Annotated in this window: 29 protein-coding genes; 2 read left to right on the top strand and 27 right to left on the bottom strand. The window is 66.0% G+C overall.

The window, feature by feature from the left end; genetic code table 11:
• Positions 1-54: 54 nt before the first annotated feature.
• From ACFE70_RS12740 to ACFE70_RS12870, 27 genes are all read right to left on the bottom strand, one after another.
• Entirely contained in the window at positions 55-750 is a 696-nt protein-coding gene (locus ACFE70_RS12740; RefSeq protein ID WP_375418134.1) for a hypothetical protein, read from the bottom strand.
• A 118-nt stretch (positions 751-868) separates the two neighbouring features.
• Positions 869-1,876 (bottom strand): hypothetical protein, encoded by a 1,008-nt coding sequence (locus tag ACFE70_RS12745; protein ID WP_375418135.1) that lies wholly within the window; start codon positions 1,874-1,876, stop codon positions 869-871.
• A 60-nt stretch (positions 1,877-1,936) separates the two neighbouring features.
• Positions 1,937-2,368 carry a hypothetical protein gene (locus ACFE70_RS12750; protein ID WP_375418136.1) on the bottom strand — a complete coding sequence of 144 codons (432 nt, stop codon included), beginning with the start codon at positions 2,366-2,368 and terminating at the stop codon, positions 1,937-1,939.
• Positions 2,341-3,411: a S49 family peptidase gene (locus tag ACFE70_RS12755; RefSeq protein WP_375418137.1), complete on the bottom strand. Its 1,071-nt coding sequence runs from the start codon at positions 3,409-3,411 to the stop codon at positions 2,341-2,343. Before ACFE70_RS12755 ends, ACFE70_RS12750 begins: the two co-directional genes overlap by 28 nt.
• Before the next feature lie 204 nt (positions 3,412-3,615).
• Positions 3,616-4,095 carry a hypothetical protein gene (locus ACFE70_RS12760; RefSeq protein ID WP_375418138.1) on the bottom strand — a complete coding sequence of 160 codons (480 nt, stop codon included), beginning with the start codon at positions 4,093-4,095 and terminating at the stop codon, positions 3,616-3,618.
• A gap of 41 nt (positions 4,096-4,136) precedes the next feature.
• Positions 4,137-4,787: a hypothetical protein gene (locus ACFE70_RS12765; RefSeq protein WP_375418139.1), complete on the bottom strand. Its 651-nt coding sequence runs from the start codon at positions 4,785-4,787 to the stop codon at positions 4,137-4,139.
• Positions 4,788-4,790: 3 nt separating this feature from the next.
• Positions 4,791-6,302, bottom strand: coding sequence for a hypothetical protein (locus ACFE70_RS12770; protein ID WP_375418140.1), 1,512 nt, complete (start codon positions 6,300-6,302; stop codon positions 4,791-4,793).
• An 8-nt stretch (positions 6,303-6,310) separates the two neighbouring features.
• The gene (locus ACFE70_RS12775) at positions 6,311-6,862 is read right to left on the bottom strand and encodes a hypothetical protein (protein WP_375418141.1); all 552 of its coding nucleotides are present in this window, start codon (positions 6,860-6,862) and stop codon (positions 6,311-6,313) included.
• Positions 6,862-7,266 (bottom strand): DUF5675 family protein, encoded by a 405-nt coding sequence (locus ACFE70_RS12780; protein WP_375418142.1) that lies wholly within the window; start codon positions 7,264-7,266, stop codon positions 6,862-6,864. Before ACFE70_RS12780 ends, ACFE70_RS12775 begins: the two co-directional genes overlap by 1 nt.
• 201 nt (positions 7,267-7,467) lie before the next feature.
• Positions 7,468-9,429, bottom strand: coding sequence for a hypothetical protein (locus ACFE70_RS12785; protein ID WP_375418143.1), 1,962 nt, complete (start codon positions 9,427-9,429; stop codon positions 7,468-7,470).
• A gap of 57 nt (positions 9,430-9,486) precedes the next feature.
• Positions 9,487-11,184 (bottom strand): hypothetical protein, encoded by a 1,698-nt coding sequence (locus ACFE70_RS12790; RefSeq protein ID WP_375418144.1) that lies wholly within the window; start codon positions 11,182-11,184, stop codon positions 9,487-9,489.
• The gene (locus ACFE70_RS12795; RefSeq protein WP_375418145.1) at positions 11,181-11,690 is read right to left on the bottom strand and encodes a hypothetical protein; all 510 of its coding nucleotides are present in this window, start codon (positions 11,688-11,690) and stop codon (positions 11,181-11,183) included. The genes ACFE70_RS12790 and ACFE70_RS12795 overlap by 4 nt, the downstream gene beginning before the upstream one ends.
• Positions 11,690-12,235 (bottom strand): hypothetical protein, encoded by a 546-nt coding sequence (locus tag ACFE70_RS12800; protein ID WP_375418146.1) that lies wholly within the window; start codon positions 12,233-12,235, stop codon positions 11,690-11,692. Before ACFE70_RS12800 ends, ACFE70_RS12795 begins: the two co-directional genes overlap by 1 nt.
• A 25-nt stretch (positions 12,236-12,260) precedes the next feature.
• A complete protein-coding gene (locus ACFE70_RS12805; RefSeq protein ID WP_375418147.1) occupies positions 12,261-12,953 on the bottom strand; it encodes a recombinase family protein in 693 nt (230 codons plus the stop codon).
• A 102-nt stretch (positions 12,954-13,055) separates the two neighbouring features.
• Positions 13,056-13,448, bottom strand: a complete 393-nt coding sequence (locus ACFE70_RS12810; protein WP_375418148.1) for a hypothetical protein — start codon at positions 13,446-13,448, stop codon at positions 13,056-13,058.
• Complete coding sequence (locus tag ACFE70_RS12815; protein ID WP_375418149.1) at positions 13,429-13,623, bottom strand: hypothetical protein; 195 nt, start codon at positions 13,621-13,623, stop codon at positions 13,429-13,431. Before ACFE70_RS12815 ends, ACFE70_RS12810 begins: the two co-directional genes overlap by 20 nt.
• On the bottom strand, positions 13,620-14,258 hold the full coding sequence (locus ACFE70_RS12820) for a hypothetical protein (RefSeq protein WP_375418150.1): 639 nt from the start codon (positions 14,256-14,258) through the stop codon (positions 13,620-13,622). Before ACFE70_RS12820 ends, ACFE70_RS12815 begins: the two co-directional genes overlap by 4 nt.
• Positions 14,255-14,641, bottom strand: coding sequence for a hypothetical protein (locus ACFE70_RS12825; RefSeq protein WP_375418151.1), 387 nt, complete (start codon positions 14,639-14,641; stop codon positions 14,255-14,257). The genes ACFE70_RS12820 and ACFE70_RS12825 overlap by 4 nt, the downstream gene beginning before the upstream one ends.
• A 1-nt stretch (position 14,642) precedes the next feature.
• Positions 14,643-15,902, bottom strand: a complete 1,260-nt coding sequence (locus tag ACFE70_RS12830; protein WP_375418152.1) for a toprim domain-containing protein — start codon at positions 15,900-15,902, stop codon at positions 14,643-14,645.
• A 231-nt stretch (positions 15,903-16,133) separates the two neighbouring features.
• Positions 16,134-16,697: a hypothetical protein gene (locus ACFE70_RS12835; protein ID WP_375418153.1), complete on the bottom strand. Its 564-nt coding sequence runs from the start codon at positions 16,695-16,697 to the stop codon at positions 16,134-16,136.
• Positions 16,698-16,848: 151 nt separating this feature from the next.
• On the bottom strand, positions 16,849-17,091 hold the full coding sequence (locus ACFE70_RS12840; RefSeq protein WP_375418154.1) for a hypothetical protein: 243 nt from the start codon (positions 17,089-17,091) through the stop codon (positions 16,849-16,851).
• Between the two features lie 31 nt (positions 17,092-17,122).
• Entirely contained in the window at positions 17,123-17,557 is a 435-nt protein-coding gene (locus tag ACFE70_RS12845) for a hypothetical protein (protein ID WP_375418155.1), read from the bottom strand.
• The gene (locus ACFE70_RS12850; protein ID WP_375418156.1) at positions 17,554-17,775 is read right to left on the bottom strand and encodes a hypothetical protein; all 222 of its coding nucleotides are present in this window, start codon (positions 17,773-17,775) and stop codon (positions 17,554-17,556) included. Before ACFE70_RS12850 ends, ACFE70_RS12845 begins: the two co-directional genes overlap by 4 nt.
• 4 nt (positions 17,776-17,779) lie before the next feature.
• The gene (locus ACFE70_RS12855; RefSeq protein WP_375418157.1) at positions 17,780-18,064 is read right to left on the bottom strand and encodes a hypothetical protein; all 285 of its coding nucleotides are present in this window, start codon (positions 18,062-18,064) and stop codon (positions 17,780-17,782) included.
• Positions 18,065-18,115: 51 nt separating this feature from the next.
• On the bottom strand, positions 18,116-18,523 hold the full coding sequence (locus ACFE70_RS12860) for a helix-turn-helix domain-containing protein (protein WP_375418158.1): 408 nt from the start codon (positions 18,521-18,523) through the stop codon (positions 18,116-18,118).
• Positions 18,520-18,912 carry a hypothetical protein gene (locus ACFE70_RS12865; RefSeq protein WP_375418159.1) on the bottom strand — a complete coding sequence of 131 codons (393 nt, stop codon included), beginning with the start codon at positions 18,910-18,912 and terminating at the stop codon, positions 18,520-18,522. The genes ACFE70_RS12860 and ACFE70_RS12865 overlap by 4 nt, the downstream gene beginning before the upstream one ends.
• A 4-nt stretch (positions 18,913-18,916) precedes the next feature.
• Positions 18,917-19,192 (bottom strand): hypothetical protein, encoded by a 276-nt coding sequence (locus ACFE70_RS12870; protein WP_375418160.1) that lies wholly within the window; start codon positions 19,190-19,192, stop codon positions 18,917-18,919.
• Between the two features lie 287 nt (positions 19,193-19,479).
• On the opposite strand from ACFE70_RS12870, the gene ACFE70_RS12875 reads away from it, so the two are divergent.
• Positions 19,480-19,725 (top strand): hypothetical protein, encoded by a 246-nt coding sequence (locus ACFE70_RS12875; protein WP_375418161.1) that lies wholly within the window; start codon positions 19,480-19,482, stop codon positions 19,723-19,725.
• A gap of 1 nt (position 19,726) precedes the next feature.
• Complete coding sequence (locus tag ACFE70_RS12880; RefSeq protein ID WP_375418162.1) at positions 19,727-20,191, top strand: hypothetical protein; 465 nt, start codon at positions 19,727-19,729, stop codon at positions 20,189-20,191.
• Positions 20,192-20,222 lie beyond the last annotated feature (31 nt).

The following is a 20,222-nucleotide window of genomic DNA, read 5'->3' on the forward strand; positions in this document are numbered from 1 at the left end:
GTGCTTGACTACTAGAACGTGAGGAATAATTTACCTGCCTGACGCGGCCGGGGACTAGCTGCCCGGTACGGCCATTACCGGGATGGCGGCCGTGTAGTAGTAGGGCACGTGGGTAAAGCCCTCCCCCGCGAACTTGAAGTCCGTGCCGTTCTTGTCGGTGCCCTTCTTGCCCGACTTGTAGTCGTGCTCGAACTTCACGCCCCGGCGCTTGTCGCCTACCACGCGCTGGTAGCCGTTGGAGTCGCGGCCAATTACGACGAAGTCGCCGTTCAAGGCCGCCTGCACGACGGCGTCAGTCGAGGCCGAGCCGCGGGGCACGTACACGCCCAGGTCGTGGGCGATGCTCTGGTTGCCGGCATCCCCGGAGCTTTTGTGGTTGACCTCGCCCGAGTCGGCGGCAAATTCCCACGGCACGAAGCCGCAGCCCGGCTTGGGCACAATGGCCGTGCTCAGGGTCACCTTGTCAGCGTCCGGCTCCGGGAAGGTGAGAATGTCGCGCCGGCGAATCACGTGCAGGTCGGTCAGGCCGCCGGGGTTGGGGCAGTCATCGAGCACGATGCTCGTGATGGGCACCACCACGCAGGCCAGGCTCACGCCCGTGGCGCCGCCCACCAGGGCGTGCAACACGTCGGCGCCGTGGGGCACGGCCAAGGCCAGCGCCAGCGCCTGGGCGGGGAAGACGGTGCTCACCAGCGTGAGCAGGCCGACTATAAACAACACCATCGTAGCGATGGAAAACAGCTTTTTCATGGGGGTAGGGAAAGTTTTTATAAGTCAGAAATGGGGTATCGACCGTGAGATGAGGCAGTTGAACTGAAGCCCGGCTAGGCCCGGCTACCTGGTCGGCAGCCGGGCTTTGCTGGCGGCATTACTCGGCCGGCTCGGCGGCGGCGGCGGCGCGCAGGGCCACCCCTTTGGCCAGCGTGAGGTCCGTGGTCCAGACGTACTCGGCAATGGACAGGTCCGCCGAGGCCTCGAAGTCGGCCATGATTTTCACCACCCGCTCCGCCTTCTCGACGGTGAAGGAGTCCTGCTTACTGAGCTGACCCGTGAGCCACACCAGGTTTTCCTGGGGCGTAATCATCATGCCGCCCGTGGAGGCCAGGCCGGGCTCGGCCACGATGCGGATGTTGGTGCCGTCGAGCGTGGTGTGCTCGAAGCCGCCGGTGTTGTTCGTGTTCGTGCCGAAGGTGGCGCGGTAGTCCCGGTTGTAGAACTTGGCGACGGTGGGCTCGCAGAGTAGCACCAGGTTGGTGTTGACCAGGTGCGAGGGCACCTTGTCGGCCAGGCCTTCGAGCTGGTCGATGGCGTTGGCCTGGGTCACGACGTCGCCGTCGAAGATGTTGCCGGCCGGCACGATGCCGGCATCGGAGAGCAGCGGCAGGATGCCGTCGAACACGCGGTTGGCCTGGTTCGAGTCTTCGCGGTACACGCCCTTGAAAACCGCCTCCAGGTGCATTTCCTCCTTGCCCTTGGCCGCAATCATGTCCATGATGTACTGCTGGAACGGCACGTCGTACACCTCGCCGCGCTTGCTCTTGGCAATGCGGCCCAGGTAGCCCTTCCACATGGAAGTAATCTGCTTGGGCGTGAGCTTGAAGTCAATCTTGCACGAGCGAACCTTGCCGATGCGGTTCTTGAACTTCACGGCACCCTTCGGGGTGAAGGTGTCTTTGTTGCCCGGCTGGAGCACCGAGTCAACGAACATTTGGGTTAGCGCCTGCTCATCCTGCACATCGACCAGCAGGCCCATGTAGGTGAGAAAGCTTTGGTTGGTGATGAGAATCTGGCTCAGCAGCGTCTCTGAATCACGGGTCGAGTACGATTGAAGACGAGCGGGCAGGCCGCTGAAATCAACCCCGGTTGTTCCTGCCATGGTAGTTATCCTGGAAAGGGTGAGGTGGAAAAATTGAAAAATGAATGCGTTGGGGCGGGCTTATTTTTTCTCGCCGAGGCGGCTCTTAACCCGCGAAATCTGGGCGGCAGCCTCCAGCTCGAAGGCGGCTTTCGGCTCAGTGCCGTTGTCGTCGAGCTTGTTGCTCTCGTCCTCGCTGCGGCCGTCGGTGGCCTGCTGCGCTTTCTTCCAGCCTTCGAGCGTGGCCACCTTGCCCTCAGCGGCAGTCAGCTTGCCCTGGGATTCGGTCAGCGCGCCCTGGGCGACGCCCAAATCGGCCGTGGCTTTGTCGAGCGAAGCCTGCACCGTGGCCAGGCTGCCCTCGGCCGTGGTGGCGCGCAGCTCGGCGGCGGCGCGGGCCTGCTCGACGCCGGCGATTTTGTCGTCGGCGGCCTGCAGGTGGGCTTCGGTGACGGCCTCCTTATCGGAGCCCATGCCCAGGAAGCCTAGGATATTGGCGAACTTGTTTGCCATGCGGAATTAAAATTTTGGGTGAAGGAGGAAGCGGAGTTGCCCGCCCCCTGGCCCGACTGGGCCAGCTGGGCGGCTTTGTTGACGGCGTCTTGCAGGGAGCCGATGGCATCCACGAGGCCGTGCTTTTTGGCTTCGGCGCCGCGGTACACCTTGCCGGTGAATACATCTTCTTTGGTCGAGAGCTTGCCGGCGCGCCCGCGCTCGACGGCCGCGATGAACGTCTCGCCAATCTGGTCCAGGTCGGCCTGCACCACGGCGCGCACGGCGTCGCTGAGCGGCTCCACCGGGTTGAGGCGGGCCTTGTCCACGGCGCGGGTCGAGCGCAGGATTTCGACCTTGTAGCCCTGCTTCTCCAGAAACACGGTCTGGTCGATACTCATGCAGAGCACGCCCAGGCTGCCGGCGTAGCCGGTGCTCGCGGAGTTGAGGAAGATGTAGCTGCACTGGGCAGCAATCCAGTAGGCGGCCGACGCCACCAGGCCGTCGCCGTAGGCCACCACCGGCTTGCTGGAGCGGCGCACGGCCTCAGCGAATTCCTCCGTGCCATCGACCTGCCCGCCGGGCGAGTCGATGTCGAGCACGATGGCCGACACTTCCGGGTCGCGGCTGGCGGCCTGGAGCATCGACACTAAATCCTTGGTGCCCAACGAGCAGTAGCCCCCGCGCTTCTGGATGGTGCCCTGCACCGGGATGATGGCCACCTTCGAGCCAGAGGTGTTGGCGCTGCCTGCGCGGCCGCTGGCTCCTACAACTACGCCGTTGCCGGCCAGCACCTGGGCCAGCACCTGGGTCAGGCCCACGGCCAGGTTCAGCCCGGACTCTGGGGAGGCGGGGGCCAGCGCAACGCCGGCGCACTCGCCGGCTTGGCTCACCCACATCGTGGGGTAGCCCTGGGCGTCCACGTGGGGGTAGCGCCGGGGCCGGGCCTCGTCAGCCGACAAGGCCGACAAGCCCTTCCCAATCCGCGCCAGGATGCGCTCCTTGGCGATGGAGTAGAACTTCGATTCAAGGGCCCAGGCGGAGCTGGTAAGCAGGTCGTACATAAAGGGGCCGCTTAGGAGGCGGCATACAAGGTTAGCCAATTAGGCCCCCGACCCATAGGACGGATTTAGCATTCACGAAAAAGCCCCGCCTTATTAGGGCGGGGCTTTGGCGTTAGGGGCGGCGCGTGGCGTGCCAGACGACGCGGGCCACGCCGGCGAGCAGCAGCCCGGCCGCGGCCCGCGGCAGCCCGGGGGGTAGGCTCCTCATGCGAAGCGGCCCATCGCGTCGGCTTGCTGAATGTGGTGCAGCAGCAGCGCGCGCAGATTGATTTGCTGCGTGTCGCGCACCAGCAGGAAAAAATTACCTTGCAGCATCGTCGGCAGGTGCTCAAATTTGGCCTGCTCGGCTTCCCAATCCGCGCCGAACTCCGGGCTGCGAATGGCTAGAATCCGCCCGAAGTCGGGGCTGGCCGGGTCGGAAACGTCCACCAGCGTATCGTTGTCGGCCGTCAAAAAATCGGGATAGGAGTCCGGCAGCGGGTATTGCAGCCGCTCGCCGTAGCCGTCCCCGTCCGGCGAATACAGCCAGATTTTCAAGTCAATGCGGGCGCTGGGAAACCCGCGCTGGCTATCGTCGTGGGTCAGGCGCAGGAACTCGACGCGCTGCTTGACCAGCAAATCGCCCTGGCGGCGGTCGCAAACGTCGAGTAGAATCGGGTCGTGGGGGTAGGGCTGCTGGGGCATGAGGAGCGGAAAAAGGAGGGGCTGAAATCGGGGGTAGGCACTTACGAAATGGGGTAGCTGGCCAGCAGCACCTGCTCAATCTCGGCGCGGTAGGGGTCCGTCAGGTCGTCCAGGTAGACGCGGGCGTGGTAAATAGTGCCCTGCCAGGTATAGGAGCTGTTGGTGTCGCCGCCCAGCGTGAAGGTGTCGGACCAGGTGCGCGGCGGCAGCCCGCCCGGATAAAGGCTCAGGTTTTGCAGCTGGCCGTTGAGCCAGAGCTGCAAATTATTATTAATAGTATTATTGTAGAGCTTGGCCGTGAGCAGCACCACGCGGCTGTTGGCCAGGTTGGCGTTGAACGTCCAAAAGCCGGAGCCGTAGCTGTTGAGGCCAATAGCCCGGTTCGGCGTGACTTCGGTGCCGGTATAGCACAAGTCCGTGCGGGTGCCGTCGAGAACGTAGGTGCCATTGGCTTGGCGGGTGCCGGTTTGGATGGCGCACATCATCTTAAAGCTGTCCACGGCCGCGGCCTTGGAGAACACTAAGAAAATAGTGGCGACCGGCGCCAGGCCCAACCCCGGCACGGGGAAGTTCTGAAAGGCATTCGTGAGCGGCCCGCTGACCAGCAAGGCCGCGGGCGGGCGCGGGTCTTTGCTGAGGATGCTGCCCAGAAAGGCCAGGTCGGCCAGGCTGTGGGGGTGGGACGAAGGCATGGCTTAGGATTCAGCGCCGTAGGCGGCCCAGATGGTGTTTTCGGCCGGCTCGGCGCTGCTGCTTATGCAGCGCAGAGTCAGGGCCGCGGATTTAAGCGGGCCCAGACTGCTGGGCTTGACGCCCACGAACTTCCACGCCGCCAGAAAGCTGAGCGCCAGCGGGGTATTCGTGGTATTGACCAGGTAGAGCTGCACGTAGCGCAGCGGGGCGCGGTTGAGCGAGGCCGTGAAGCTGACGGCGCCGCCGACGTTGAGCAGCTGCACGGTGGCGCCGCTCAGGTCCACGCTCATGCCCGCGCCGTTGTAGGCGAGCGTGCTCAGCGTGTCGGCGGCCTGCTTGCCGGGCAGGGCGGCTTCTACTTGGCTTACGCGCAGCTTTAGGGCGGTGTCGTCGTAGGCCGCGGCGGGGGTGGCACTCGCGCCGAGGCGCTTATAATTGGCGTTTGCCTGCGTCGAGCTGGTGCTTAAAAACGGCTCGACCTGCGGGTTGGTCAGGTTCGAGCGGGGGTAAAAGTCGACGCCCTCGCTGTTGAATTTCAGCTCGCCGGCCAGCAGCTGCTGCCCCGGCACGAAGGCCGTGGCGACGGCGGGGCCGGCCGGGAGCGGGCTGGTGGCGTCCGTGTTCAAGTCGTAGCCCACCAACTCGCGGCCCAGCGGCAGCCCCAGCGGGTAACTGACCAGGTAGCCGGTCGGCTCCAGCTCGGCCATCGTCAGGGCGCGCACGCGCACTTCGGGCAAGCGCACCCCCGCCGCGTTCACCCGCTCGTGCACCACGTAGAGGCGGCCGGGCACAAAGCCGCCGCGCAGGCTGCGCAACTCGGCCAGGCGCACGAACTGGAAGCTCACGTAGGCCGGCGTGGGCCGGGCCACGGCCTGCCAGTTATAATCCCCGTTGGCGCTGGTCGGGGCCGGCAGCTGGCCCGCCACGATGGATTGAAACAGCAGGAACGTGGCCAGGAACTGGTGGGTGACCGTGAAGCCCACCGGGTAGCCCGGCGGGGTGCCGTTCTGGTTGAAGGTGGCGCTCCAGGGCGGTACGCTGGCTACCAGCGCCTGCTGGGCCTCGTCGGAGTCCAGCAGCACCCACCTGGCCCCAATCTTCTCCCCGCCGAACTCGCGCCACACCACCAGGTCCGGCGCGGCACGGCCGTCATAAATCAGCTCGTAGCGCTGGTGGACGCCATCGGGTCCAAACTCCACCAGGCATTGCGCACCCAGGGCCAGAAATTGCGTTTTCAGCCCCGTGAGCAAGTCGCCGCCGTACTCGTCATCCACCCACGCGGCCGAGTAGAAGCGGGCAACCTTGAAAAAGTCGGGGCGGTCGTTGGGGCCGGGCAGGTCAGTGCCCGGCACCTCGTTGCCCGGCACCTGCGGGTCGCTGGCCGGCAGCAGGGCCGAGTCCACCAGCTCGCTGAGCACCAGGCGCATGTCGGCCGGGGTGATGTCGCCGGTGTCATTGTCGGGCAGGCGGTCTACTATCAGGTCGCGCAGCTCTTCTCGCTCACGTTGGGCCATGTCAGGTATCAGCTAAAGTCCAGGGAGAAGCCGGCCGACCAGGCGCGGCGGGTGGCCGGCCGGTTGATTTCCTGCTCCAGGTAAAAGGGGGCCCGCACGGGCAGCTCGCCGGCGAAGGAAAATTGCAGGGCGTTGCGGTCGGTGGGGCGCTTGCCGGTTTCGGTCCCCACGAGCAGGCGCAGCGGCCACTCAGGCGTACCAGCCAGCTTGGTGCGGCCGTTGCCATCCTGGAAGGCGACGAGGTAGCGCCCGCCCGCCAGCGTGGCTACGGCCTGGCTCACGTCCGGCGCGTCCGCCGGCACCAGCAGCACCAGCTTGGCTTTATAAAACAGGCCCTGCTCGTTTTCGCCGGGCTCCTCGTCGTAGCCGGCCGAGCCATCCAGGAAGTACACGTCGGCGTACTGCCGGGAATCGAGCAGCTCCAGCGCCTGGCTGATGCGCCCCCCTGCCGGCGCCGGGTAGCGGCGCACGTTCGCGGCCGGCCACAGGCGCAGGGCGCCCAGCGACAAGCCCCCGATGTTGGGGCAGTAAGTGGGCGGTATGGAGCGCGGCGCCAGCACTAGCGGATGGTCAGCTCGATGCTCGAATACTTCACCAGCTCGCTCATCAGCTGCTCAAAAGCTTCCCGCGAGCGGTAAATCTTGGTGTTGCTGGGCAGCTTGGCCAGCCCGATGAGCAGGCAGCCCAGCGTGTCGGCGCTCGTGTTGCCGGCGTGGATGCGCACGCCCGCGAAGCCAGGCACCGCCCCGAGCAGCGGCATGAGCTGCTTGAAGCGCCGGCTGATGCTGAGCGTGACGGGGTAGGTGCCGGCGCCGATGGCCGTGCGGCCGGGCACCTTGGTGGCCTTGGGCCCCCGTACCTCGTCTTCGAGCGTGTAGCAAAAAAACTTGCCGTTGAGCGACAGCTCCCCGATAGTGCAGCCATTGGCCGACGCCGCGCGCCGCACCTCTAAAAATACTTTCATGCTCCCAAGAAGCTTCGCGCGCGCACCGGCGCGTAGGCCGGAGCCGAAGCGGAGCCGGGCGGGAGCTAACCAAGAGCCAGCGGCGGCAATTGCCGGCTGGTGCCGGATGCGGGCGGAGCGGAGCGGACCGGGCCTGGGCCACAAGTGGCAAATCCTGGGCCCCTGGCGGCAACTCTTTTTTTTGAAAAAAGAAACCTGCTGCTACGAGGCACGTACCAGTTCGGCCCCAACGGGTTTGCGCAGCGGCACCGTGGGCGAGAGCTTGCGCACGAAGTATTCCACGCCGTCGAGGCGCACCTTGCGGCTCAGGTCGAGCCGGCCCAAATCGAGTGAACTCAGGCGCAGCGCCTGCTTCACTACCACGCCCCGGCGCTGCACCTCCAGCCAGCCGCGCAGCAGCTGGACGTAGGTGCCGGCCGGCCCGCTCAGGCGCAGGCTCAGCTGACCAACCGTCTGCCCGGCCTGGTTGGTGTGCAAGGGGGTAAGCAAGGGATAAAGGCTGGTGCCGTCGCTGGCCGGCTGCAGGCCGCGCCAGAACAGCAGCCGCAGGGCCGTGGGCCGTCCCGGAGCCGTCGGGTCCAGGTTGCCCGGCTCGAAGCCCGGCCGCCGCATGGCCGGTACTTCCATGAACTCGGTAGCCCTCGGGTCCAGCTGGTAGGCATTCGCCGGGTCGAGTTGAAACGGAGCCCGCCCCAATTGCGTGAAGGCGAAGCCCTGGGCCTGCTCCGGGCCGCCGGCGCCCCCTACTTGGACGCCATCGAGCTGCTCGGCCAGGAAAAACCAGCTTAGCTCCGTCGTAGAAGCGGCGGAGTAGGTGGCGCGGCTCCGGTAGTAGGCGCCCGCCTGCCGCACGAGCCGGGTTTCGGGCGGCAAGCCGACCAAGCCCACGCGGGGCAGTTCGGCCAGCGTGTCCACGGCTGGTCCGAGCGTGGCCGGGTCGGGCGCCTGCTGCAGCAAGTCCTTGGTCAAGGCGTCGTCGGGGTCGGTTTCATAAACCAGCTTCAGGGCCGACGCGCCGGCAATCTCCACCTCGGCCGGGCCGGCCAGGCGCCCGGTCCAGTCGTCGGCTTCCGCCGCCGGCGTGGCCACCAGCTCGTGCAGGTAGCGCGTGTACACCAGGCCCGTGGCCGGGTCGGTATCCACTACTACGCCCAGGCCGCGGCGCAGGGCCAGCAGCAGCTGCGCTACGCTCACGTCGGGCAGGGCGTCCGCCAGGCGAAAGCTGCTTTGCAGAACGCCGGCCGGGTCGGGCCGGCCACTGAGGGCATTGTGGGGGCTGACAATGACCAGCTCCCCTAGCTCGCCGGGTAGAAACCGCGGCTCGTCGAGGCGCTGTCCGCTTTCCTCGAAGATGCAGCGCAGCACGTAGCGCAGCCGCGGGAAGGGGCAGGCCAGCTGCCCGAAGACCGGCAGGACAATCGTCTCGCCCGAGGGCGTGGTGGGCTGCACCGTACCCAGGCCTCCACTGCCGAAAATGTTGGGCAGCGTCAGCCGCACCCGCTGGTAGCCAATGAAGCCGTTGGGCGTGAACGTGCCGCCGGCGGGCAGCCCGTAGGCGTTGGCGGCGTTGGAGTTGGCCACCCAGGGGTTAAGCACGATGGGCGGCACGGCCGCCGGCGGCGGGTCGGTTGCGGCCGGGGCGGGCTCGTAGAAATTATCCACCCGAACCGGGGCAAACACGTAGTCGTAGCTCTCGGGGTGGCGCACCACCTCGTTGGCGTGCAGTACCCAGCCCGGCACCTGGAGCAGGCCGCCCACCTCCCCGCCCCCGTAGGGCTGAGCCGGGGGCATCTGGCGCAGGCCACCGTACTCGAAGGAAGGAATGGCCCGCCTACTCAGGGCCGCGGCTAATCCGCCGAGCGTACCATTCAGGCTCACGCTGTACTTTTTCTCGCCGGCCGAGCGCACCCGCTGCGTACCCAGCAGCAGGGGCAGCCCGTCCAGGCGCAGCTCGGCCGGCAGCTCGGCGCCGGGCGGCTGGTCGGCGTCGAGGCGTTCGGGAAAGCCGTAGAGCGGGCCGTTGGGGAAGGCCGGGATGCTGAACGAGTACGCGAACGAGCCGCGCACCACTTCCTCGTCAAAGAGCGGTGAGTTCAGCTCCAGCTGCAGGCTGGTGCCGGGGCTGAGCGCGACCGGCCGGCCGGCGGAAGAGAGTTCGAGCATGAGGTAAGCTACAAGCTACAGGTGAACAGCAGCAGCGCACTGCTGAGTAGCGCGCTTCTAGCGCAGGGAAGCGTAGGCGCCAGGCACGAACGCGTAATCGAATTCCAGCACCACGCCGCGCAGCGCGTCGGTATCCGACTCGAAGAGCAGCTGGCGCCTGGTCAAGTCCAGCGGCAGCAGCCGGCCGCCGGCCGGCTGCCACTCCCACACTTCGCGGGCGAGCATCAGCTCCTGGAGCCAGCGCAGCTCGGCTGCCGTGAGCCAGCCCGTGGCCAGCTTGAGCTTGCGCTGCGCACTCACGTCGAACGTGAAGCGCTCGGCCGCGGGCGCCGGCCCGGACCCGCTGCCGGGGGGTAGGAAGGGCAGCTCGGCGCGGTCAGCGGCCACTTCGAGCACGGCTTCGAGCCGGCCCTCGGTGCGCAGCGTGTCGAAGCCGCCGAGCGAGTTGGTGAAGAGCAGGTAGCGGCTGCGCTCCGTGGCGGCCACCACCTCATAGCGGGCTTCGGCGCTGAGCGCCACGCCCTGCTCGGAGTACAGGCGCACCACGACGGTGGTGCCCGCGCCGCGCGGGCGCACGGGAATGGCCAGCAGCTGCCCTTCCACGATATATACCAGCTCGGTTTCCGTGGCCGGCAGCAGCTCCGCGCCGGCATAGTGGCAGCGCACTTCCACCGCGCCCGGCGCGCCGGGCGGCACGAGCCAGAACAGCCACTCCGGCTGGACGGCGGTAATGGTCTTGCCCGGACCGGGCTGCCAGCTCAGGAACGGCACCCCATCGGGCCGGGCGAGCCGGTACTGAAAATAGTCGACGTCGCGCAGCTCGGCCGGCAGCGCCCCGCGCAGGGCTATGCGCAGCGGGCCGTTGACGAAGGCCGCCGGGCGGCCCGGCGCCGGCACCACGGCCGTGCGCACGAAGTAGCCCAGCAGTTGCGTGGAGCAGTCCACGACCCGCGCAGATGCGGCCGGCGGGGCGAAGGCGCGCAGCAGCGGGGCCAGCAGCGGGTCGAGGCGGAAATTGACGCGGCCGAGGTGGTCGGCCTGCCGCCGCAAGCTCATCACCAGGCTAAAGTCCGCCAGGCCGCGCCGGCTCTCGGCGTAGAGGTGAAGCACGACCTGGGCGCCCGCCGGCGCCGAAACCGAATACCAGATGGGCTGCAAGGCCAGGTCGATGCCGGCGGGCGGGCCCGCGGGCGCGGCCGCCGGCGGCGGCGCGGCCACGAGTACCTCCACCGTGCGGGCGCAGCTGCTCACGCCCATGTCCTGGGCCTGGAGCACGTGGCGGCCGGGGGCCAAGTTGTAGAAGCGCGGGCTGAGCTGCGCCGGGCCGCCGTCGAGGCGGTACTGCACCGCCCCGTGGGCCGCCTGGGCCTGGGCGAGCAGGTCGGCGCCGACGGCCGTGGCGGTCAGCTCGTAGCTTACCACCAGCTCACACGTGGGCGGCTCGGCCGGCACGAAGCCGCAGCTGAGGCTGTTGGCCTGGGGCTCCACCGTGAAGCCGCCAAAGCCATCGTGCACGTAGCTCAGGCGCGTGGTGCCCTCGCACTTACCGAAAAACTCCCCCTCGTAGCTGAAAGCGTACTGGTCGGGCGAGTTCTGGTCCTGAAACGAATCATAGGTGCCCACGCCGTGGCCGACGGTTTCGGTTACCTCGTCAAAGTGGTACGTGTCGCTGCGGTAGCGGGTGCCGTAAATACGGTCGTCGTTCTCATCAACGTAGTTCTGGGGCTCGGAGTAAGCTTGCAGCAGTAGAATCACGGCGCTACCACTCCTTCCTGCGCGGGCTGGGCCTGCCAGCGGCTTTCCTGGTAGGGCAGCGGCACGTACTGCTCCAGCGTGAACTCCAGGCGCCAGCCGATTTCGTTGTCCACGGTGAGCGTGGCCACGGGCTCCAGGGGGTGCTCATTAAGCGAAAAACTGAACTGGCGCGCCTTGCGGTCGCGCACCATGCGGCTGAGCACGTCCAGGGCCAGGCCTTCGGTTAGCGCCCAGCCCGCGTCCTGGGCCTCGTAGTCATCGGTGGGCACCCCCAGCAGCACCACGAAGGCGCAGTGGCGGCGGCCCAGGGGGGCGGTGCCGTCTTTCTCGCTCAGGGCCAGCGTGGGCGTCTCCAGCCACAGGCAGGGGTAGGTAATGCCCGAGCGGCTGCCGCTGATGATGCGCCCGGCCGCGCCGTGCACGAAGCTCTGCAGCTCGACGTGCTCGGCGGCCAGCCGGCGGAAGTAGTCGATGAAGGCGGGCAGCGTATTCGGGTTAGCGCACATTAGTCGGCCGCGGCGTAGTCGGAGAATAATTCTTCGGCCTGCTCGCCGTAGAGCATAGCGAAGTGGCCGTTGGCCTTGAGCACCTTGTCCTTGTAGTCGCGGAACACCTTGCGCGCGGCCTCCAGGTCGTAGTCGGAGGGGTTAATTTCGTAGAGCTTGAAAAAGGAGCGCAGCGCGGCGCGCTCGTTGCCCGTGACGGCAATCTGGCCCTTGACGAAGAGAATCAGCTGCTGCTGGAAAAACTTGTCGAGCGTCTCGCCCATCTCCCGCAGCGACTCGAGCGTGAGCACGTAGTGCTTCAGGGCCGTGGGCAGGGTCAGGCGGTAGCTGGCCTGCTCGGACGGGGCCACCACGCGGTGCAGCTGCCGGTAGGGCTGCTTTTCCACGTTCATGGCCACCATGCGGCCCAGGAAGGTGTTCTGGTGAATCTGAAGCGGCTCGGGGCCGAACTCCTTTAAAAAGTACTGTTTCACATGCGGCCGCATGGGAATGGCGAATGCCGGGGCTTTGCTCACGGGGGGGGTAAAGAAGTAGGAGTGCTTCAAATCTAGCGGGGTGGGGTGGCCGGTACTAGGACGCCTCTGGCGGGGCCGCCAGGGGGCTCAGCTCACCGCGCCGGACCAGCGCGGCCCGTACCTTCTGCACCGTGAACTTGGAGCACTTAGCGATTCCCATCGCCTCACGAATGCTAATATCTCTACGCAACAATTTAGCCACTTTGTCCCATTTCTTTAGCAAGGCCTCGTCGCCCTGGGTCGTGCCGACCGGGCGGCCCTTTTGCGCCCCCTCGGCGTAGGCTTTGGCCTGGCCGGAGCGGATGCGGTGGCTGGTGCGCTCGGTTTCCATCTCGTCCACCTCCATGAGCACCGTCATCACCAGCCGGGCAATGGGGTTGGGCTTGCCACCCGGCAGCAGCGAGCCGAGCTGAATGTTGAGGGCGAAGACCGACACGCCCAGGTCGGCCAGCTCCTCGACGATTTTGCGCGTCTCGCGGGCCCGGCGCCCCAGGCGGCTCAGCTCGGTGACCAGCACCTCTTTGATGCGCCCGGTTCGGGCCAGCGCCAGCAGCTCATCCAGGTCGGGCCGCCGGCTGCGGCTGCGGCGCGAGCCGCTGAGCTTCTCGGCAATCGTGGCCACGACCTGCTGGCCGCCGCGCTCCGCATGACGTTGCAGGTCCACGAGCTGACGGCCGAAGTCCTGGGCCTCGGAGGAGACGCGGGCGAAGAGCACGACGGGGGTAGGCGCCTCGGGCGGCTGGGTCATATTAAGCAGGTGGTTTTCGCAGCCCGGTTTTTCAGCGTGAAAAACGGCACCGGCGGGCTCGTTTGGGGGGTGTTTTGCGGCAACACTTAAAACAGTACACTCTCAGCCGGAGAACTTGATGAAGCGCTCCAGATTCAGCGACTTCTGGTGAAACTTGCCCAGCACCGCCGGCAGCTGCTCGCCCCCTACGATGCTTTGCAGCGAGGTTTGAAACTCGCGCAGCGCCACCAGCTCGGCGTAGGGTACCCGCAGCAGCCGCGGCCTGGCCGCTCGCCCAGGGCGCAGGGCCTGCCAGCTCTCCGACTCGTGGCGCCGCAGCAGCCGGCGGCGCAGCAGCTCCAGGGGCGTCAGGGCCAGCGCCTCCTGCCAGTAGAGCTTCTGAGCGTAGTCGGGCCGGCTGATGGCCTCGGCCAGGTAGCGGCCGATGGCGTGCGCCACGACGAAGGCCTCGCCGCGGTGCAGCGGCACGAGCTGGTCAAGGAGCGGCAGCTTCATCTTTTAAGCGCTTTTTTAAGCTGCGGGCTTCCGCATTATTGGCTTGGATACAGCCCCTGAGCACCTTGGCGTTTGCGTACTCATCCTCGTCAATGAGCTGAGGGATGGCAATGCGCATCTGGGCGTTGTCAGCGGCCAAAAATTCGAGGCGAGCAAGGATTTCTGCGTGGGTCATTTGGAAAGCGCAGCCAAGGCTTTGCCGCGGGCTAAGATGATGCGCTCCTGCTGCTGCTCTTTTCCCGCCTCGCTCAGCGTGGCGTCGCGGCCGGCGGCTCCGAGCAGGCGCCGCGCCGCGGTGCGGATGTCGCCCTCACTGGCGGTGGGCGGCAGGCCCAACACGGCTGGCCAGGGCTCGTCGGCATTGGGCGCCCCCGTGCGGGCCGGCGCCAGGGCCAGCAGCCCGCTAAAGGTGCCGCGCAAAATATCACTACACCCCCAGCGGTCGAGCCCGCGCAGAGCTTCCACAGTTTTGCGCAGGGCCTGCACGTTGTGCTCGATGGCCGCCCACTTGTCCGAGGCCAGCACGCGCTGCCCGTCGAGGTACGTGAAGTACACCGCTACGCCGGGGTCCGTGATGCCGACCTTCTGAGCGTATGGCTGCCCATTGGCCTTCACTGGCAGGTTAGAGCTGACGATGACGCCGGTGGCGCCCAGCTGCCGCAGCTCGTCGTAGAGGCCTTTTAAGGCGTTGCCCAGCAGGGTCTTAAAGGTCGCGCTGGACCGCTGACTTGTGCGCGGAAACTGCACGGGCCATTGCAGGGGGTAGGCCGTGATGGTCTTGCCGGTTTCGTCGGTAGTATAAGTGCTCATGGGGCAGGCAGTGGTTCAGGGTGGAATAAATCCAGCACCTGCGCGGCACCGGGGTATTTGGTCGTGGCCGCCGCCTGCGCGGCCGTCACGGGCTTGTCATAGCGCACGTGGCACTGCTGGCACATCAGACCCAGGTTGGCATCGGAGTGGTCTACCAGCGAGTGGTCGAGGTGCACGACGTTGAGCAAGATGCGCAGGAACCGGAAACCAGCCGGCGGGGCGGCGCCCTCGGCCAGCTCGTGGAAGCGGCCGGCCGAGTCGCGGTAGCCGCCGGCGTGATTTTCCACCCGGCAACAGCGGCAGCGGTTGCCGTCGCGGGCCAGGATGCGGGGCCGCACTTCCTTGCGCCAGCGCTTGGGGTATTTGAAGTAGTCGAGCGGCATGTTAAGAGGCGGTGACCGGCACGGGCTGATAGTAGCCGGCCCATTCCAGAATCCTGTACTGGCGGCCGTGAGTGCGTTCGCAAATTCGATAGTAGGCCAGTTGCTCGCCCAGGCGGTTGCGCAGCACCCGCAGGTACTCCAGCCCGGCCGCATCGTTGGTGTAGGAGTAGAAGGTGCATTTGCGCTGAATGCCCGCCGCCGCCGGCGTGCCCGGCGCCCGCTCCTGGAACACGGCCCAGAGCCAGTAGCTGGCCGTCTGGCTGAGCTTGCTCGGCTCGGCCCGCCGGGGGGGCAGGGGCTTGCTGGGCGGGGTTTTGGTGAGGAAGTCGTTGAAGTCCTTGTAGCCGCGGTACAGTTCGTTATGGGCCTGCACGCGGCCGGCCGGCAGGGCCTGGCGCAGCAGGCGCAGCGCCCGCTCGCCGGCCGCGTCGTTGTCGCCGAACCAGTGCACCACGGGCGCCTCCAGCAGCTGCGGCAGCGACTCCATGAGCAGGCTCACCGAGTTGAGCACCAGCACCGTGCTGTTGAAGTACGGCCGCTTGTAGTAGGTCAGGGCGCTGAGGTAGTCCATGAAGCCCTCGAACACCACCACGCCCGGCTCGCGGCCCGGCAGCCAGGTCAGGCCCTTGCCGCCGATGGTGCCCTGGAACTTCGGGCTGCGCACCTCCCAGCCAGCCGCGGTCTTCCAGCCCAGCCCGAAGTACGGCTTCTCGCGGGTGCTGCCGGCGGGGCGGTAGAATATCTGCTGCAAGTGGGCCAGCAGCCGCTGGCTGCGCTGCACCAGGCCCCAGTCGATGCCGCGGCCCGTCAGGTACTGAGTCAGCGCCGCCCACTGCAAGGGCTCGGTGCGCACGTCCTCGAACGTGAGCCGGCCGCTGCTAATCTGCCGGCCCTTGGGCACGGGCGGCAGGCCCGCCAGCTCCTGGGGCGTGGCCAGGTCGGCCGCCCAGGACCGCAGCACCTGGCGGGCCTGCGGCAGGGCAAAGCCCGTTAGCAGCATCACGAGCTTGAGTACGTCGCCGCCGGCGGCTTTTTGGCCGGGGTCCGGGGCCATGCCGAAGTCGGCCCACACGTTTTTATGCTCGCTTACCACGAAGGAAGGCGTTTGCTCGTCGGGCCGGAAGGGCGAGATGAAGAAATGGTTGCCGCCGGCGGAATGACCCAGTTGCCGGTGGCCCAGGCGGGCCATCAGGTGCAGCAGCGACACCTGCTTGTCGGCCGCGCGGGCCGCTTTGGCAGAAAGCGGAAGCGGTGATGACACGTTTTTTTAATTTTTGGGTAAAGCGGCCCCTACCCACGCGCCGGGAGGCGGTAGCCAGGGTGTAAAACCGGCCGCGCGCTGCGGCCCCCCTGCTTTTTTTTCTAGCCAGCCCTGGCTTATGCACCCTGGGGCTGTGGAGAAAACGTCCGAAAACCGACGTTCCTATGCTTCATAGCTTTCTTGGGAGGTCTTCATCCTATAAAGCCACCCAAAATGCCCGCTTTGAGTTTTTTAAGTAGGCCGCCGGCCCAGGTTAGCGAAATTTTGGGCCAGGGCGCGCAGGGCGGCCAGGCCCTGCTCCGGGGTGACCAGGGGCAATTCGGGCGCCTGGGCGGGCCGGGAGGCTAGTCCCGCGGCCTGCACCACGGCTGGGACCGCGTCGAAGACGATGAGGTCAGGGCAAAGCAGCAGTTGCAGGCCGCCGCGCACGTGCACCTTGCCCCGCAGGAAGCCGTGCTCAATCAGGGTCAGGATGTGACGGTAAGCAGTCTTGGGGTCCAGGTTCTGGCAGCGCTTGGCCAGGCTGCTGCGGGTAGTCTGGATGGCCAGGTTGATGGGCCGGGGAGCCTGGCGCCACTGGGCCAGGAAAATGGTGAGAATCTCCTTCATCGTGTGCAGCACGTTGCCCTTGAGGCCGGGATTGCCGGCCTTGAGCGGCGAGCCCAGGTGCTCGGCCAGGTGGACGGGCGGCGCGGCCGGCCGAATGGGGGCCGGGTTGCGGAAAAAGCGCGTGAGCTGCTGCCAGGTCTGGAGGTAGTTGATGCGGAGCTTAGGAGTAAAAGCTGGTCGATACATAGAGAGGAAAAGGGGTAGGGAATGGATAGGTAATTGGTTTTCCCGGCCAGTGTCGAGCTGGCATCTGCGCGCTAGAGGGGTCTCCCCTACCCTTCCACAGGTGGCGCGCCGGCTTCGTTAGCCGAAGGGAAAAAGAGTGATGGTTCGTTAGCTACTCCGCCACCCCTCCTTTCTTTAGCCCGACCAGCAGGTACTCCCGCGTCAGGATTTCGAGCACCTGCTTGCTGTTGGCCTCGACATTCATTTTCCGAATTGAATAGTCGATTTCCAGCTTCACGCACGCCAGCAGCATGACGCGCACCCATTCGTGCACGCCTTTGGTTTGGATGCCCGTGCGCTGCTCCATTTCATCCTTGATGGTCTTGGCTACGGCGAGTTGGTTGGACTCGGTCATGGCGCTGAAATCAAGGGTTTTGATAGTTACCTCAGCCATCACCCAGCCCTCCTTCCTGCCGGTGGCGCTGCTCTTCCCAGTCCATGCCCAGGTAGAAAATGTCGTCTACCGTGGCCACCTCGACCGTGAAATACTGGTTTTCGCGCACGTCAACGATGCGGGCGAACTGCTTCAGGACGCTGTCCTGGCCGAACTTGCCGACCAACTCGCGGAAGCGCTGCTGCTTGGACTCGGCCAGGCTCAGCGTGAAGCGGACCGGGCGCTCATCAGACGGCGCCAGCTGCGCCTCCAGCAGCTCGTTCTGCCGCTCCAGGGCCTCGGCCGTGCGCAGCGCAATGCTGAGTTGCATCAGCTCCTTATCCTGCTTGCGGCCTTCCTCATCAAAGAGGAAAAGCGCCGGGTTGCCGACCCCGAGTTCCTGGCGCGAGTAATCGCGCAGCGGCGTGAGCGTAACTTCCCGGCTCATCGCTGCGACCCTCCTTCCTGCTGGCTGGCCGGCGCGGGGCCGGTCGGCTCATCATCTTCCAGGAGCCAGCGGCAGCGCGAGCCAGCCGGCGCCGGGGGCGGCAGTTCGGCCAGCGGGCGCACCTGCACGGGGCGGCCAGATGCCGCGACTAGGTGGCGGGCGGCGCGCAGCACCTCGGCGCTGGCCGGCACGGAGGTATATAAGTTGATGGTTTGCATGGGGTTAGGCAGCGGTTTGCAGGTAGGCGAATCCGTCCAGAAGGGCCGTGGTGGCGCGGCGCTGGGCTGCGCGCGGGCGCAGCTCCTGCACGCGCTGGGCGTGCAGCTTGCTGAGCGTGTGCACGCGGCCGCACTCGGTGCTGAGCGCGTCGGCTTCGGCGAAATCGGTGGTGAGGGCCAGGCGGGCGCGCAGGGCGGCCAGGCGGTGGCGGTAGGCGCGAAGGGCGGCCAGGTGGTCCGAGAGGCTCAGCGACGCGAAGTCATCGAGCGTGAGGGAGGGAATCAACATGGGGGTGAGATGAAAAAGGGTTAGGTGAACTGAAATGGGAGAATCAGGGCGTCAGGCCACGCGCAGGGCCTTTTCGGAGGGCTGCGGGGGCGATTTCTTGTGGCGGGTAGGCTTGCCTTTCGGCGGCGGCTCCGCGCTGCTCAGCAGCTGCGGCCGTACGGTCACGCCCAGCCCTTGGGCGTAGGCGTCCACGTCGGCGCGCTTGAAGCGCAGGCCCTGCCCGAAATCATGCACCGGCAGCCAGATGCGCTTGCCGCTGCCGTGCTTCTCGAAGCGGCCCTCGGTGTACCAGGACTTGACCACGCGGCGGTCAAAGCCGGTGTAGGCGGCCACCTGGTTGGTATCGAGCAGGTCGCCTGCGTGGGGGCCGGGCTGCTGGGCCAGCAGCTCGGCCACCTGGGCGAGCCACTGCTGGCCGAAGCGGGCCAAATCGGCGGGGGTGAGCAGCTCCACGTTCATGGCTCTACAGGCTGAAGGTGGGCGGGCAGCAGCGCGCCGGAAGCCAGCGCGGCGCGGCGGGCCTCGGCGTAGTAGACGTTGCTGAGCAGCAGGAAGCGCGCCTCGCGCTGGCGGTTGACCTGCGCCTTATGCACGAGGCCCGCGTGCATCATTCCGCGTGCATCCAGCTGGCCCAGGAGCTGAAAAATGCCCCCCTCGCCCGGCACGAAGGCGTAGCTCACCCGGTAGAGGGTGTCATCGGGGCCTCGCCAGGCCGCTTCCAGCGACGTGGGCGCCACGCCGCCCTGCTCAGTGACAAGAAAGCCCATGCGGCGCAGCCACGCCGCGAGCGGGCCGGCTAGGTTGTGCGGGCCTTTCGGCGCGGCCGGGGGGGTAAGAAGCGGCTCCACGAGATTAGGAGAGTTGAAGCTGTTGCTGACCCTTCTGCTTCATGTGAGCCGGTATGTCATCTTCAAAAAGATAGATATGTGTCCCTTTGAAGTTTTCCTCTAACCACGAGCGCAGAACGCGGGCTTCTGTTACCGTGATAGGCTGATTGCCTTTGTTTCGAAAGAGCTGTGTGAAGCGCTTCGCGCTCATGCCCCATTTCTCTAATTGTACATCGGTCAGTCGGGGCTGGTGCAGCCCTAGCTTGCCGAAAATCTCAGAAAGGCGGTTGACTGGCTCCATGTTATTCCTGTTTTGGCGGGCTTTATTTTGAAAATCACAGCCGTCTTTTCATCTTTGAGGTGTGATAACGATGCAATACTAACACATTTGCCAATTATTCACAAATGTGTGAGGGCAAAAATGACATCATTTTTACAATGTTGGGTCATATTCTTCAAAAAGCTATAAAAAATGCTGACATTCCCATATCTGATGCTGCATCATATATGGGAATCAGTGAGACGAATCTGTACAGGCTCTTCAAAAAAGAGAGTTTTGAGGTTTCATATTTGAAAAAGGCGGCGGCATTGCTAAATCTGCCCCTCACATATTTCTTCGAGGATGATGTGCCAGGGGCCACTACTCAATCTGGCACTTACAACCAAGCTGGCAACGGCAACACCCAGAAGATTAAGACCAGCAAGGCCCCCTCGCAGGAGTTGGCCGCCGACCTGGCCGCCTGCCGGCGGGAGTTGGCCCTAACTCAGGCGCTGGTCGAGAGCCAGAGCGAAACCATCACCCTGCTGCGCGCCAGCTACAACCGCCCCAACTAACATGCTCGGCCAGCGCCTAAAAGATGCCATCCAGGCTTCCCCGCTCACCTTTGAGCAAGCCGCCGCCGCTATGCAGGTGAGCCGGTCAGGGCTGGACAAGGTCTGTCTGAAGGAAAGCTTTGACGTGAGCTGGCTGCGCAAGGCCTCGGCCGTGCTGGGGCTGCCGCTGAGCTACTTCCTTCCCGAGATGGATGGGCCGCCGCACGCGGCCGTGCTAGCTGCGTGCCAGCAGCAGTGCCAGGAGCTGCAAGCCCAGTTGGCCGAGGCGCGGGCCCTCACCGCACCCGCCTTGGCCCAGGAACTGGCCACCACCCGGCGCCGGTGCCGCGAACTGGCCGACGAGCGCGACCAGACACTGGAGACGCTGGCCACCAAGGAGCTTATCATCACTCAACTACGAGCACGTCAGCCTCGGCCAGCCCATGCCTTGAGCGGCAGGCCGCCCGCCCCCAAACGGAAATCCTAAACCGGCCACGCGCCAGCTATAACCGTCCTCA

This window comes from uncultured Hymenobacter sp., assembly GCF_964243305.1.
GTDB lineage: Bacteria > Bacteroidota > Bacteroidia > Cytophagales > Hymenobacteraceae > Hymenobacter.